This is a genomic window from Pectobacterium sp. HCp5_1 (assembly GCF_032905925.1).
Lineage (GTDB): Bacteria > Pseudomonadota > Gammaproteobacteria > Enterobacterales > Enterobacteriaceae > Pectobacterium > Pectobacterium brasiliense_A.
Genome location: NZ_JAUMIO010000017.1, coordinates 1 through 14,300 on the forward strand (window position 1 = coordinate 1; position 14,300 = coordinate 14,300).

Annotated in this window: 14 protein-coding genes; 13 read left to right on the forward strand and 1 reads right to left on the reverse strand. The window is 51.5% G+C overall.

Annotated features, from left to right (window positions below):
• The coding region (locus Q3A88_RS12855; RefSeq protein WP_317177746.1) for a hypothetical protein at positions 1-87 on the forward strand (87 nt) is incomplete at its 5' end.
• A gap of 307 nt (positions 88-394) precedes the next feature.
• On the opposite strand, the gene pelX is transcribed toward Q3A88_RS12855, so the two are convergent.
• Positions 395-2,629 carry a pectate disaccharide-lyase PelX gene (pelX, locus tag Q3A88_RS12860; protein ID WP_317178043.1) on the reverse strand — a complete coding sequence of 745 codons (2,235 nt, stop codon included), beginning with the start codon at positions 2,627-2,629 and terminating at the stop codon, positions 395-397.
• Positions 2,630-2,953: 324 nt separating this feature from the next.
• Here pelX and glmU point away from each other — a divergent pair, with 324 nt between their 5' ends.
• The 12 genes from glmU (at position 2,954) to Q3A88_RS12920 (ending at position 14,298) form a co-directional block, all read left to right on the forward strand.
• Positions 2,954-4,324 carry a bifunctional UDP-N-acetylglucosamine diphosphorylase/glucosamine-1-phosphate N-acetyltransferase GlmU gene (glmU, locus tag Q3A88_RS12865; protein WP_233990920.1) on the forward strand — a complete coding sequence of 457 codons (1,371 nt, stop codon included), beginning with the start codon at positions 2,954-2,956 and terminating at the stop codon, positions 4,322-4,324.
• A gap of 188 nt (positions 4,325-4,512) precedes the next feature.
• Positions 4,513-6,345, forward strand: coding sequence for a glutamine--fructose-6-phosphate transaminase (isomerizing) (gene glmS / locus Q3A88_RS12870; protein ID WP_317178044.1), 1,833 nt, complete (start codon positions 4,513-4,515; stop codon positions 6,343-6,345).
• A 263-nt stretch (positions 6,346-6,608) separates the two neighbouring features.
• Positions 6,609-6,998, forward strand: a complete 390-nt coding sequence (locus Q3A88_RS12875) for a hypothetical protein (protein ID WP_317178045.1) — start codon at positions 6,609-6,611, stop codon at positions 6,996-6,998.
• Between the two features lie 89 nt (positions 6,999-7,087).
• Complete coding sequence (locus Q3A88_RS12880) at positions 7,088-8,155, forward strand: SAM-dependent methyltransferase (protein WP_039281287.1); 1,068 nt, start codon at positions 7,088-7,090, stop codon at positions 8,153-8,155.
• A 68-nt stretch (positions 8,156-8,223) separates the two neighbouring features.
• Positions 8,224-8,952, forward strand: coding sequence for a beta-ketoacyl synthase chain length factor (locus Q3A88_RS12885; RefSeq protein ID WP_180789455.1), 729 nt, complete (start codon positions 8,224-8,226; stop codon positions 8,950-8,952).
• A complete protein-coding gene (locus tag Q3A88_RS12890) occupies positions 8,945-9,733 on the forward strand; it encodes a lysophospholipid acyltransferase family protein (protein WP_205534263.1) in 789 nt (262 codons plus the stop codon). Before Q3A88_RS12885 ends, Q3A88_RS12890 begins: the two co-directional genes overlap by 8 nt.
• Before the next feature lie 19 nt (positions 9,734-9,752).
• On the forward strand, positions 9,753-10,019 hold the full coding sequence (locus tag Q3A88_RS12895; protein WP_010681455.1) for a phosphopantetheine-binding protein: 267 nt from the start codon (positions 9,753-9,755) through the stop codon (positions 10,017-10,019).
• A gap of 23 nt (positions 10,020-10,042) precedes the next feature.
• Entirely contained in the window at positions 10,043-10,291 is a 249-nt protein-coding gene (locus Q3A88_RS12900; RefSeq protein WP_010681454.1) for an acyl carrier protein, read from the forward strand.
• 15 nt (positions 10,292-10,306) lie between these two features.
• Entirely contained in the window at positions 10,307-10,867 is a 561-nt protein-coding gene (locus Q3A88_RS12905; RefSeq protein WP_010681453.1) for a hypothetical protein, read from the forward strand.
• Positions 10,864-12,219, forward strand: a complete 1,356-nt coding sequence (locus Q3A88_RS12910) for an AMP-binding protein (RefSeq protein WP_317178046.1) — start codon at positions 10,864-10,866, stop codon at positions 12,217-12,219. Before Q3A88_RS12905 ends, Q3A88_RS12910 begins: the two co-directional genes overlap by 4 nt.
• On the forward strand, positions 12,206-12,595 hold the full coding sequence (locus tag Q3A88_RS12915; protein ID WP_317178047.1) for a hydroxymyristoyl-ACP dehydratase: 390 nt from the start codon (positions 12,206-12,208) through the stop codon (positions 12,593-12,595). Before Q3A88_RS12910 ends, Q3A88_RS12915 begins: the two co-directional genes overlap by 14 nt.
• Positions 12,586-14,298, forward strand: a complete 1,713-nt coding sequence (locus Q3A88_RS12920) for a glycosyltransferase family 2 protein (RefSeq protein ID WP_317178048.1) — start codon at positions 12,586-12,588, stop codon at positions 14,296-14,298. The genes Q3A88_RS12915 and Q3A88_RS12920 overlap by 10 nt, the downstream gene beginning before the upstream one ends.
• Positions 14,299-14,300 lie beyond the last annotated feature (2 nt).

The following is a 14,300-nucleotide window of genomic DNA, read 5'->3' on the forward strand; positions in this document are numbered from 1 at the left end:
CTGGTGAAATTACCGATAAGAAGGGAAAGGGCCTTCCCACGAATAGTAAAAGAAAGGCCCCAAAAATACAGTAAGGCCCGTAGATAAACTGCCAGTCAGTCGCTTAACTGACTGGCATTACTGCTTTCGCAGGCATTTTTGGTATGACAAAGTGCGTCGAGCGATAGTAACGGATAGATCGTAAAGACGCTGTGAATACGTCCATGTACGCTCGGCTTGCGCAATATGAATCTCATCCCTGAGATTCACCCTTGCAGGGCCGTCGCAAGCGACGTTCAAAAGCGTTCCTGACGCTTTTGTCCATGGCGCAAACGCTTTACTCTTCTATTCCGTTACTACCGTTTCCGTTCGGTAAATGGGTTTCCCACCACCTTAATTGGGATACTTGAAGCCCTTATTTTTTCTTCAGGAAGTCGCCAAGTACCAGATTGCCTTTGGCATCACGCGTAAACGTCTCAGGAATGGCTACTGACACGAAATTATTTACGGTGATTTCCTTACCTTGCGCGTTAACCGAACGGTCGCCTTTGATGAAGTAGTTGGTGTTATCGATATTGCCGACAACCGCATCATCATATTTACCCGCTTTGGTTTTCAGCGAAACGTTGTTCTTGAAGACGCCTTGTTTTTCCGGACCAGAGTAAGGGCTTGGGCGGAAAATGAAGTTAAAGCGTTCGTTATCTAACGCGATGTTGTTTTCAACGATCAAGGCACCAGGGTTGAAGTTGTCAGTGAAACCATCAAGTTTGTTGCCCACAGCAATGCTGTTTTTAACCTGATGCGCCACTGGCTGGCCTTCACCACCCATTTTGAAGCCGTTACTGGTGTTGTTCATGGCAATTGAATCCTCGATCACCACAACGCCGTTTGCGCCGTCTTCGATTTTGTTAAACAGATCGAAGCCGTCATCGACGTTATTGTGCGAGAACGCGCCGCGAATCACGTTGCCTTCACCCACACGCATTTTCACCGCGAAACCGTCGGCGTTAATTTTGCCTGAGTCCTGATTGCTGTGAGATTCTGAATTCAGAATCAGGTTGTGGCTGGCCCACAGCGGTCTACCCACATCGGCTGTCGAAGTCACCTGAATACCGGTATCGTCAGCGTGGTGCGCCAGAACGCGTTCGATGGTGTTGTAGCTCCCCTCGATACGGAACGGTTTCTCTGTGATTTCAATCCCTTTAACATGCCAATGGCTCGCTTTCAGCTGTAATCCATGAATCACGGCTTTATTACCGACAGCAAACAGGTTCTTGACGGTTTTTTGCTGGCCGCTGGCGCTGACAGGGATTTCAGTTGCGCTGTAATCACCATCGTTGAGCCAGATTGTGCCACCAGCTGGCAGAGCGGCGACGGCGCTGGCTAAATCGATCGGTGCATTTTTACTGCCGTCATTGCTGGCTGCACCCTGTGGCGAAACATACAGATTTTTAGCGTCTGCATAGGCCACTCTTTCAACCTTGAATGCGCTCTCTTTTACTGCTTTATCATCGCCTTCCGCAGGCTGGTAGGCAATCTTGAACTCAGCGCCATTACCGGCAATTTTCGCTGGCAGAGATAAGGTTTCTCCCGCTTTTACCTGCTTCGCTTCACCCAGAGGCTGACCGTTTTGCGACACTGCGATCGTGCCAGCGTAGTTGGCTCTGGCCTGAACCACATAGTGTTCGCTGGTGGTTTTAGGCGATGACATTACCTGGAGCAAAGGATCATAGGCCTTAGCCTTGAACTCCGGTGACGCTTTGGTTTGCGCCGGCGTGGTGGTCAACTGTGTATTGCTAACGGTGATTTTGGCGTTACGGGAGGCAAAGAAACCGACGTAGTAGTGGTCTTTATCCAGCTTGGTGACGACGTCCGCGTCTTTGACTTCTTTTGATACCCAGTTATCCGTGCCTTTCGGTGCATAAGAGGTAATAAAGCCGTCATTGGTACGTTCCAGCTTCAGACGGAACGTCGGCGTTTGCTCCAGATTCACATTTTCCTGGTAGCTGGTCTTGGTAATTTTCGCACCGGCATTGCCCCACGGCTGTGTGACGCCATTACGCAAAATAGCCTGCAGCTTAATTTCGGTATGAGACTTCTTATCCTGCGTCATGATGGCGTTCATCACCATGTTGGATGCCGCAGGGAACTCCTCATACCCTTCTTTCAGCGGTTCCTGACGCGGCACGCCGATAATATCGCGCACCAGAATCCCCGCCCCTTCCTGAGCCGCCGGCTTGGCACCGTTTTCTGGCCCAAACTGTTCCACGGTAATGTCAGACTGAAGCGTAAAATTCACATTTGCAGGCAGCTGCGTATAGAAGAACGTCAGTCCGTCATGGGTGTTGGCAATCTTTCCGCCACGACTTTCGATCGTGATAGGGGCGGACAAATCAGCGTTATCCCCCGGTGCTAATTTCTTGCCATTAATGGTGACGTCGTTAACACCAATCTTTTCCGGCAGGACATTGGATGAGAAGTTTACGTCTGTTGATTGACCAAAGGCGATGCCGTGCCAGACAGGGGTTGATTCTGTCGCGGCGTGTGTACTAAAGCTAAAGAGTAATGCATTCGTCAACGCGACGGCTGCGAGGCGTGAAGAACGGTGTTTCCGTAATGAATCACATTTTGGTGAAGAACAACGTTTCATTGTATCTCCTTCGTTATTGAATTATTCGCCCGCGTATATTGCTATAAATGAAACGCTGTTTCTTTTGTGTGTGTCACAAATGGAAATACTTAAAAACAAAGTCTGTTTTTTATGAAACCCTGTGTCATTTCTGTTTAGGTTGAGAGTATGGTGCTTGTATCTTCTTCTCGTGAACATTCGTCGTTTTGAGCGAGATTTTCAGAAAAAACTCACCAAAAAGTATCCGCGTTACGCAGTAGTTTCGGTAAACTCTAGTTATTCATGCCGTAACAGGCTGGTCATTTTATTCTTGCGGAGCGGTGGCTCCGTACTGTCAGGATACTTATGTCAAATAGTGCGATGAGTGTGGTGATCCTTGCTGCGGGTAAAGGAACCCGTATGTATTCAGACCTTCCCAAGGTGCTGCATAAACTGGCGGGTAAGCCGATGGTTCAGCACGTTATTGACGCTGCCATGACGACAGGCGCACAGCACGTTCATCTGGTCTATGGCCACGGCGGCGATTTGCTAAAACGTGAATTGGCCGATCCGGTGTTGAACTGGGTATTGCAGGCGGAACAGCTGGGAACCGGGCATGCGATGCAGCAAGCCGCGCCCCATTTTGCTGATGATGAAGATATCCTGATGTTGTATGGCGATGTGCCGCTGATTTCATCACAAACGCTGGGGCGTTTACGTGAGGCTAAGCCGCAGGGCGGTATCGGCCTGTTGACGGTGAAGCTGGACGATCCGACGGGCTATGGGCGAATTGTGCGTGAAAACGGTGCCGTAGTCGGGATCGTCGAGCACAAAGATGCCAGCGAAGAACAGCGCCAGATTAGCGAGATCAATACCGGCATTCTTATTGCGAACGGAAAAGATCTGAAGCGTTGGTTAAGCCAGTTGAATAACAACAACGCGCAGGGCGAGTTTTACATCACCGATATTATTGCGATGGCAGCGGAAGAAGGTCAGCGTGTTGAAGCGGTCCATCCCGAGCGACTGAGTGAGGTTGAAGGCGTCAATAACCGTCTGCAACTGTCGGCGCTGGAACGCGTTTATCAGCGTGAACAGGCAGATAAGCTGCTGCTGGCCGGTGTGATGCTGCTCGATCCGGCACGATTTGATCTGCGTGGCGAGCTGGCTCATGGTCGCGATGTGGTGATTGATGTCAATGTTGTCGTGGAAGGCAATGTTAAGCTAGGCAACCGGGTGAAAATCGGTGCTGGCTGCGTGATCAAAAACTGCATCATTGGCGATGACTGTGAGATCAGCCCTTATTCCGTGTTGGAAGATGCCGTACTCGAAGCAGAGTGTACCGTTGGCCCATTTGCCCGCCTGCGTCCAGGCTCGGAACTGGCTGAGGGCGCGCATGTCGGCAACTTTGTCGAACTGAAAAAAGCGCGTTTAGGTAAAGGATCAAAAGCGGGTCACCTTAGCTATTTGGGTGATGCGGATATCGGTTCCGGTGTTAATATTGGCGCGGGAACGATCACCTGTAATTATGACGGCGCAAATAAACACAAAACGATTATTGGTGACGATGTATTTGTCGGCTCGGATAGTCAACTGGTGGCGCCCGTTAGCGTAGCCAGCGGTGCGACTATCGGGGCGGGAACGACTGTCACACACGATGTGGCGGAGAATGAGCTGGTGGTCGGTCGCGTGAAACAGCGGCATATTTCCGGCTGGCAACGTCCGGTGAAAAAGAAATAGTCGTTGAGTAATATACCTCCGCTTATGGCGGAGGTTGTTTTGTCCTGTGTTTTAGTCTCCCAGAGCACAGAACAAAACATAATAATCCCCAACTCTCTACAAGGCTCGGGGAACCCGGAAAAACCGGAACAATCAGGTCTAAGACATCCCTGGTGACACAATATGTCACTTTTATAGGAATACCATCGATGTGTGGAATTGTAGGCGCAGTTGCGCAACGTGATGTTGCTGAAATTTTGTTGGAAGGTTTACGCCGTCTTGAGTACCGCGGCTATGACTCTGCGGGTCTGGCGGTTGTTGATAGTGAAGGAAATGTCGCCCGTTTGCGCCGTTTGGGGAAAGTGCAGGTGCTGTCTCAGGCAGCCGAAGAGCATGAACTGCACGGCGGTACCGGCATCGCCCACACCCGTTGGGCAACGCACGGCGAACCTTCTGAAGAGAACGCACACCCGCATGTTTCTGAACATATCACTATCGTTCATAACGGCATTATCGAAAACCACGAGCCGCTGCGCGAACTGCTGATCGGCCGCGGCTATCGTTTTGTCTCCGAAACCGATACGGAAGTGGTTGCCCATCTGGTTCATTTCGAACAGCAGCAGAATGGCGAAACGCTGGTTGACGTGGTTAAGCGCGTGATCCCACAGCTGCGCGGCGCGTATGGCATGGTGGTGTTGGATAACCGCGACCCAAGTGTATTGGTTGCCGCACGTTCTGGTAGTCCGCTGGTGATTGGCCGTGGTGTTGGTGAAAACTTCATCGCCTCCGATCAGCTGGCGCTGCTGCCAGTGACTCGCCGTTTCATGTTCCTGGAAGAAGGCGACATCGCGGAAATTACCCGTCGTGATGTGCGCGTGTTTGATAAATCCGGGCAGCTTGCCGCACGCGAAGAAATTGAATCAAAAGTGAATTACGATGCCGGTGACAAAGGCGCGTATCGTCACTACATGCAGAAAGAGATCTACGAACAGCCGATGGCGATCAAGAACACCCTTGAAGGGCGTTTCAGCCACGGCGAGATCAATCTGTCTGAATTAGGCCCGAAAGCGGATGAGCTGCTGGCGAAGGTTGAACACGTTCAGATCATTGCCTGCGGTACGTCCTACAACTCCGGTATGGTTTCCCGTTACTGGTTTGAATCACTGGCTGGTATTCCGTGCGACGTGGAGATTGCTTCCGAATTTCGCTATCGCAAGCCTGCCGTGCGTAAGAACAGCCTGATGATTACCCTGTCTCAATCCGGTGAAACGGCGGATACGCTGGCAGCACTGCGTTTGTCCAAAGAGCTGGGCTATCTGGGATCGCTGGCCATCTGTAACGTTGCGGGTTCCTCGCTGGTGCGTGAATCCGATCTGGCGCTGATGACCAAAGCGGGCGTAGAGATTGGCGTGGCCTCGACCAAAGCCTTCACCACTCAGCTTACCGTTCTGCTGATGCTGGTGGCGCGTGTTGGCCGCCTGCGCGGTATGGATGCGCAGATTGAGCATGACATCGTTCATGGTTTGCAGGCGCTGCCAGCGCGTATTGAGCAGATGCTGTCTCAGGACAAGCTCATCGAATCTCTGGCGGAAGGTTTCTCTGACAAGCACCATGCGCTGTTCCTCGGCCGTGGCGATCAGTATCCGATCGCGATGGAAGGTGCGTTGAAGCTGAAAGAGATCTCTTACATCCATGCGGAAGCCTATGCAGCAGGTGAGTTGAAGCATGGCCCGCTGGCGCTGATCGATGCGGATATGCCAGTTGTCGTCGTGGCACCGAACAACGAACTGTTGGAAAAATTGAAGTCCAACATCGAAGAAGTGCGGGCACGCGGCGGCGAGCTGTATGTCTTCGCTGACGAAGATGCTGGTTTCACTAGCAGCGAGAATATGAAGATTATTCCACTGCCGCATATCGAAGAAGTGATTGCGCCAATCTTCTATACGGTGCCGTTGCAGCTGCTGTCTTATCACGTCGCGCTGATTAAAGGCACCGATGTCGATCAGCCACGTAACCTGGCGAAATCCGTTACGGTAGAGTAACTCTCCGGTATTTTATGGGTTATTACTGTCCGCCTTATGTCGCAAAGCATAAGGCGGATTTTTTATATCCATTTTTTAATTGTGATTATTGTTCTGCTTCACAGTCCAGCGAACTATTTGATAAAAACCTGAATCTCTAAATCATGTTTCTTTTGTCAAGTTATCTTTATTTTGTGTAAAATAGTTTTAATGGTGCATTAATTTTACACCTTGCATCAGCAACGTGTTTTTGGGCAGTGATGTTTTTGTTTGATAGGGATTTTATGAAAAAACAGATTATTTTTGCCGCTTTAGTCTCTGTTCTTATATTGGGTGGCTGTGCTGAGCGTACGGTTCCGGTAGAGAATGTGACACAGTCCATCGCTGGGCAACATACAACGGAACAGGTAAAGAATGCCATTATTGAAGCTGGTCAAAAACGTAGGTGGGCGATGAATCAGGCTTATGCTGGTGCGATTGATGGTCGCCTCGTTCAGCGTAGCCATGTGGCAAATGTTCGCATTACCTATTCGCAAACCAGTTATTCCATCAGCTATGTTGGGAGTGAGAATTTGTTGGCGGGAGGTGGGAATATTCACCGAAATTATAATAAGTGGGTAAAAAGCCTGGATCGTGAAATTCAGTTAAAACTCGCCAGTCAACAGATTAAATAATTTTAATAGTCGGATATCTTCATTGCTATCCGACTCTATTTTTCGTTGTTCTTTCTGATCGTTTTTGTCCGACCTCAAGGGAAAAGTCAGTGTATTACGGATATGACAAAGATAATGTCAGCGCGCTGGATGCTATTACCGAAGCGCAACGAATTGCGTTTGCCCCCATGCTGTTTCAGGCCGCTATCAATCTGCGTAACCACGGCATTTTAGATTTTCTGGATAAGCGAGGTCATCAGGGCGCAAATCTCGATGACATTGTTGCTATCACCTCATTAAATCGCTACGCCGTTGAACTGCTGCTGGATGTCGGGCTGAGTGGCCGCATTATTATCCAGAAAGAGGAAACCTACGCGCTGGCTAAAATTGGTCATTATCTGCTCCATGACCGCATGACGCGCGTCAACATGGATTTTACTCAGGATGTTTGTTATCAGGGGATGTTTTACCTTGATGAGGCGTTGTCAAAAAATGAACCTTCTGGATTAAAAGTCTTTGGTGAGTGGCCAACAATATATCCAGCGTTAAGCCAACTGCCGCCGCAGGCAAAGTCGAGTTGGTTTGCATTCGATCATTTCTATTCCGATGCCGCATTTGATGCTGCCTTGCCGCATGTCTTCCAGCTAAAGCCGAAACATCTCTACGATGTTGGCGGGAATACCGGTAAATGGGCGATGCGCTGCTATGACTACGATCGTGATGTGAACATGACGATTTTGGATTTGCCGGAGCAAATTGCGCTGGCGACAGAAAATATTGCAAAAGCAGGGAAATCTGATCGTATTAAGGGCTGTGCTGTCGATATGCTCTCCGATTGCCCGTTGCCGGGTGAAGCGGATATATGGTGGATGAGCCAATTCCTCGACTGTTTTAGTGAAGAACAGATAGTGGCTATCCTGCGTAAAATAGCCGGCGTGATGAAGCCGGATGCCAGAGTCTGTATTTTGGAGATTTTTTGGGATCGTCAGCGCTGGGAGGCGGGCGCTTTTAGCCTGAATGCTTCTTCGCTCTACTTTACCTGTCTTGCTAATGGGACCAGCCGTTTCTATGCGGCCAAACGATTTTTACCCTTATTAGATCAGGCCGGGTTTATCGTTGAAAATCAAATCGACAATATTGGCGTTGGTCACACGCTGCTGATCTGTAAAAAGCGATAATAAATAGCGGACGTAAACGGGAAATTGCAGCGATAAAGCCGAAATAGGTCGGACTGGAAGAAAGCAGTATGAGATTAGCATTTTCAATCATTGATTGGCAGGCCAGCGCGCCGGGCCTCAGCAGCGCGGACGATTGGCTGAATTGGTCGAGGGTGTCCGCTGCCATCAACGCCGAGCAACCTTTGGATAAATGTCGACATTTACCCATGATGATGGCTCGTCGCCTCAATCAAGGTAGCCGTTTGGCGGTCGATAGTGGGTTAGCGCTACTGCGTCGCCAGTCGGTGGATGCGATTGTTTTCACCTCACGCCACGGCGAGCTGGAACGCAACCTGAGTATCCTGAAGGCGCTGTCAGAAAATGAGAATATTTCTCCTACTGACTTTGCGATGTCGGTACACAACGCGGCAGTGGGCAGCCTGACTATTACGGCGAAAGCCCCGCTGGTTTCTACGTCGATTGCCGCAGGAATGGACTCTTTCCAGCAAGGCCTTATCGAAGCTAAGGCATTACAGACCGCGGGATACCGCAATATTCTATTGGTTGATTTTGATGGCGCGATCCCTGATTTCTACCACCCACATGTTTCGGCAGAGATGCCTCGTTACCCCTACGCCGTCGCCCTATTGTTAGGGGATGGTGATGACATGGTGTGTGAATCGCGGCCTCAGGCGAAATCTCACAGCAGCGATTCACCACAAAGTCTGTTGTTCTTGCAGGCTTTTCTTGCTGAGAAGCCGAATTTTTCCCTACCAGGTGAACGCGTTGACTGGACGTGGGAGAGAAGGGATGTCTGAGTCATCGCTGGTGCTTCGTCCTTCGACTCGTCTGAATCGTTTGTGGCGATTAATGATGACCGGTGCGTGTTTTGCCATGTTTGGCGTTGGCGGCTTACTGCTTTCTCTGGTGTGGTTCAATGTGTTGCTGATTCAGCGTGATACCACTCGCCGCCGCCAGCTGGCTCGCCGCAGCATTTCCGCCAGCTTCCGCTTTTTCTTATGCAGTGCCCGCAAATTAGGGGTGCTGGATTACCGCATTGACGGCATCGAAACCTTACAGCGCGATCGTAGCTGTTTGATTGTCGCCAATCACCCGACGTTAATTGACTATGTGTTGCTGGCATCCGTCATGCCAGATGCCGACTGTCTGGTTAAGGCTGACTTACAGAAAAACCTGTTTTTCCGCGGCGTCATTCGTGCGGCGGATTACCTGCTTAACAGCCAGTCTGATGCGCTATTGCCGGACTGTCAGCGACGGCTTGATAACGGTGATGCGATCATTATTTTTCCTGAAGGCACACGTACGCGTTATGGCGAACCCCTTGTTCTGCAACGCGGTGCCGCAAATATTGCGGTGCGTTGCGGCTGTGATTTGCGGGTCGTGCATATTCGCTGTAGCCAAAAAACATTGGGAAAACAAAGTCGCTGGTATCACATTCCGCCTGAAAAACCGTGTTTCACGGTGAGCGTACGCGAACGCATCAATAACGACACTTTTATGGCGCCTGAAGAGGCGCGATCCTTGGCGGCTCGCCGTTTGAATCGCCTTTTGCAGCAATCTTTAACACCAGAAAGCTGATCACCATTTGGAAATACGTATGGAAAATCTGTTTGTTGAAATCAAAGAGATGATTATCGACTCTCTTAATCTTGAAGATATCAGTGTTGATGAAATAGAAACGGACGCCCCGCTTTTTGGCGAAGGCCTGGGTCTGGATTCTATCGATGCGCTTGAGCTGGGATTAGCGGTAAAAAACCGTTATGGCGTCGTGCTTTCTGCGGAAAGTGAAGAGGTACGCCAACACTTCTTTTCCGTTGCAACCCTTGCAGCTTTTATCAACACTCAGCGCGCCGTGAGTGCCTGATAGTAAAATAAAATGAGTTGATGATGGATAAAAACGAAATTTATCAGGAAATTACAGGCTTACTGGTCAAGCTGTTTGAACTGGATGCTGATGATATCAAACCTGAATCCCGCCTCTATGAAGATCTTGAGCTAGATAGCATTGATGCGGTGGATATGGTGGTTCACCTGCAAAAACGCATCGGGCGAAAAATATCACCGGAAATTTTTAAATCTGTGCGTACCGTGCAGGACGTGGTTGATGCGGTAGAAAGCCTGCTCCGTGAAGGTTGATGAGTTCGCCAAGTGATGCGTGTGCTGATAAGTAGTCTGAACATCTTAATGACGCTCGCCTGGCCTTTTCTGGCCTGGTTTAGCATCACACACCCTGAGCATCGCTGGCTACTCGCGGTATTGGCGCTGATGTTTGTTCTTCGTTTCGCTACGTTGCGTGATGCAAACAATGCATTTAAAGGAACGGCGCTATGGCTGGCTGCGGCTGGGGTTGCGCTTTCCGTTGCCAGTTTATTACTGCGCGATGGCGGTTGGCTGCTGTGGTATCCCGTTGCGGTAAATAGCGTCATGTTGATGCTGTTTGGTGGCTCGCTCTATAGCGGCATGCCGCTTGTTGAGCGCCTTGCCCGCCTTCGGGAACCGGAACTCCCTGCTCAGGCTATTTCCTATACGCGTCGCGTGACGAAAGTCTGGTGTTGGTTCTTTATTTTTAACGGCAGTATCGCCGTGCTGACCTGTCTTGTCGGCAATCTTCATTGGTGGACGTTATGGAACGGCGTGATCAGCTATGTGCTTATGGGGTTGTTGATGGGGGGAGAGTGGTTGATACGCCAGCGTCTGAGGAAGCGCGTATGAACGGGTTGACTGTCCGCGCCGTCAAGGACTGGCTGGTGGAAAATGATTCCCCTCAGCGCATTGTTGCCAGTAATGGTGCCAGTACGTTCACGCTGGGGTCGTTGAAAGCGCAGGTGATCGCGCTTTGTCAGCAACTAAGTCTACGGCATGAGACGCGCTGGGCGCTGTGTTTTGAAGACAGCTACCGCTTCACTATCGGGCTTCTGGCTGCTCTGCATGCGGGAAAAACCCCGATCATCCCCGGCCACTGTCGCCAATCCGTATTAGAAGAACAGGCGGATGAGTTTGATGGGGTGTTGACTGATGTGTCCCTGCATCTGGATTGTCCGGTGTTTGCCCTTACGGCGGAGACGGAGAGTGTCGCGGATGCCGTGTTGCCCCCCATACCGGATGATGCCTGCGTTGTGTTATTCACGTCAGGTTCCACTGGCAAGCCTCGTCAGATTGTTAAACCGGTACGCTGTCTGGATGAAGAGTCGCGTTGGCTGGCGGATCGCTGGGGTACACGTTTGCAAGGCTGCGATGTGATCGCTTCCGTTACCCACCAGCACTTGTATGGCCTGACGTTTCGCATCTGGCTGCCGATGGCGCTGGGGCTGCGCTTTGACAGCCGCCAGCTGCTTTATACCGAACAGCTTACTTCACAACATCGCCAGCGGCGTTACGTGTTTATCAGTAGCCCGGCATTCTTACGCCGCATCGATCGTGCGCTCCCCGCTCCCTTGTGTTCGTTAATCGTCTCTGCGGGGGGAACCTTGCCCTGGCTGCATGCCGAGGCGGCAGCGGCGTGGTTTAGGCAGCCGATCAATGAGATATACGGCAGTACAGAAACGGGCGTTTTAGCATGGCGCTCGCGTGAGACGGATACCGTGCCGTGGCAGCTGTTCCCCGGCGTGTCACTGCGGCGCGATGAACAAGATAGCTGGTGGGCGCAGTCGACGCTGATCCCACATGCTTTGGGGCACAAGCTGGATGATCGACTAGCGTTTGATGACGTGGGTCATTTTCAGCTATGTGGCCGACACGACCGTGTAGTGAAGATCGAAGATAAGCGCATCTCGCTAAGCGAGATAGAACGGCGTTTACTCGATCTGCCCGACATTGCTGATGCGGTTGCGCTTCAGGTGACGCGTCCAGAGCGGAGCGGTATTGGCGTGGTGCTGGTGTTGAATACTCCCTATAAGGTCGATGACTTACCGAATTTGAAACGCCAATGGCGGCATGAATTGCAAAAATGGCTGGAGCCGTTAGCGATGCCACGTTTCTGGCGCATCGTCGACGTTATTCCCCACAATAGCCAGAGTAAACGTGCCTGGCCGCAGATACAGGAATTGTTTCATGTTGCCCGTTGAGCTTGTCCGGCACGATGTAAAAAAGACGGATGAAACGTCTCAGGTTGAATTGATGCTACAGGCTGATCCTGAACTGTTCTGGTTCAAGGGCCACTTTACGGGTCAGCCGCTGTTGCCTGGCGTGGCACAGCTGGATTGGGTCATGCATTACGCAACGACGGTGCTGGCACAAGGATGGACGTTCTTGTCCATTGAGAACATAAAGTTCCAGCAGCCGATTTTGCCCGGAAAAACGCTGCGTCTGGTGCTGACATGGAATGCCGGAAAGCAACAGCTGACCTTTAGCTACACCATTCTGGATGGAGACACCGAGCGCACGGCCAGCAGCGGGAAAATAAAGCTCACGCCGATGATGGAAGCTAGCTCATGTCAGTAAATGGCGCATTCTCGCCCTGCGTGGTGATCCCTTGTTATAACCACGGTGCCATGATGGCATCGGTGCTGGCGCGTTTGGCACCGCTAGCGCTGCCCGTTTTTATTGTTGATGATGGAAGCGATGCGGCAACGCAACACATTCTCGCTCAGTTGGCCGCGGAAAATGACGGTGTGATGCTGATTCGGTTGGCGCACAACAGCGGCAAAGGTGCGGCGGTAATTCGTGGCATCGAAGCCGCAGCGCAGGCTGGATTTAGCCATGCTTTACAGGTTGATGCCGACGGGCAGCATCAGATTGAGGATGCACCGCTTCTACTGGATGAGGCAAAAACGTACCCGCATTGTCTGATTTCCGGGCGACCGCGTTACGATGCCTCCGTGCCGAAATCACGTCTTTACGGGCGCTATGTCACCCATGTTTGGGTCTGGATTGAAACGCTATCCCTCTCCATCAAGGACAGCATGTGCGGTTTCCGTGTCTATCCGGTTGCCGCCACGGTCTCGCTTCTCTCCCGAAAGTCTCTCGGTCACCGTATGGATTTCGATACGGAAATTATGGTGCGTCTGTATTGGGCGGGAACGCCCAGCCGCTTTATTGAAACGGCGGTGACGTATCCAGAAAACGGCCTGTCTCATTTCGATGCGCTGCACGATAACCTGCGGATTTCCTGGATGCATACCCGCCTGTTTTTCGGCATGCTTCCGCGTATTCCCGTACTGCTCATGCGGCAACGTCAGCAACACTGGGCTGGCGTGTCTGAACGCAAGGGCCTGCTCGGTATGCGGTTCATGCTGGCGGTCTATCAGCGGTTAGGTCGCGGGGTATTTACGCTGTTTCTCTGGCCTGTGATTGCGTTTTACTGGCTGACCGGCCGTACCGCGCGTCAGGCGTCTCAGTCATGGCTGCGGCAAGTCGGGGATTATGCGTGTCAGCACGATATCCCGCTGCCTAAACCGCTCAACAGCTATCACCATTTCCTCCGTTTTGGTCAGGCGATGCTGGATAAAATCGCCAGCTGGCGTGGAGATCTACACTGGGGCTGCGATATTGATTTTGCCCCCGGCGCGCGCGAAACCATTGAACACAGCAGACAAAAAGGGCAGCTGATTCTGGCTTCACACCTCGGTGATATCGAGGTGTGCCGGGCGCTGGCGCAGAAGGTGAGCGGGCTGGTGATAAACGCGCTGGTGTTTACTGAAAACTCCCAGCGTTTTAAGCAGGTGCTGGAAGAGATTGCCCCGCAGGCCGGTGTGAACCTTATTCCCGTCAGCGACATCGGGCCGGATACCGCCATCATGCTGCAAGAAAAGCTGGATGCCGGTGAATGGGTGGCGATTGTTGGCGATCGCACTGCGGTTAATCGTCAGCGCGGCGGTGTGCGACGCGTGGTGTGGAGCCCGTTTTTGGGAAAAGAAGCGCCTTTTCCTCAAGGGCCTTTTATTCTGGCGGCGGCGCTGCGTTGCCCTGTATTGCTGATGTTTGTCATTCGCGAGCAGAAAAAGCTGCGCGTCTACTGCGAACCCTTTGCCGATAGCATTGCGTTGCCGCGTCCAACCCGACAGCAGGCCTTACAGCAGGTCGTCGATCGCTATGCCGAACGGCTGGCGCACTATGCGCTGAAATCCCCGCTCGACTGGTTTAATTTTTTTGATTTCTGGAGCCTGCCTGATGATGACGGCCAGGCTGCTGGGAAAAAGGAGTAAGG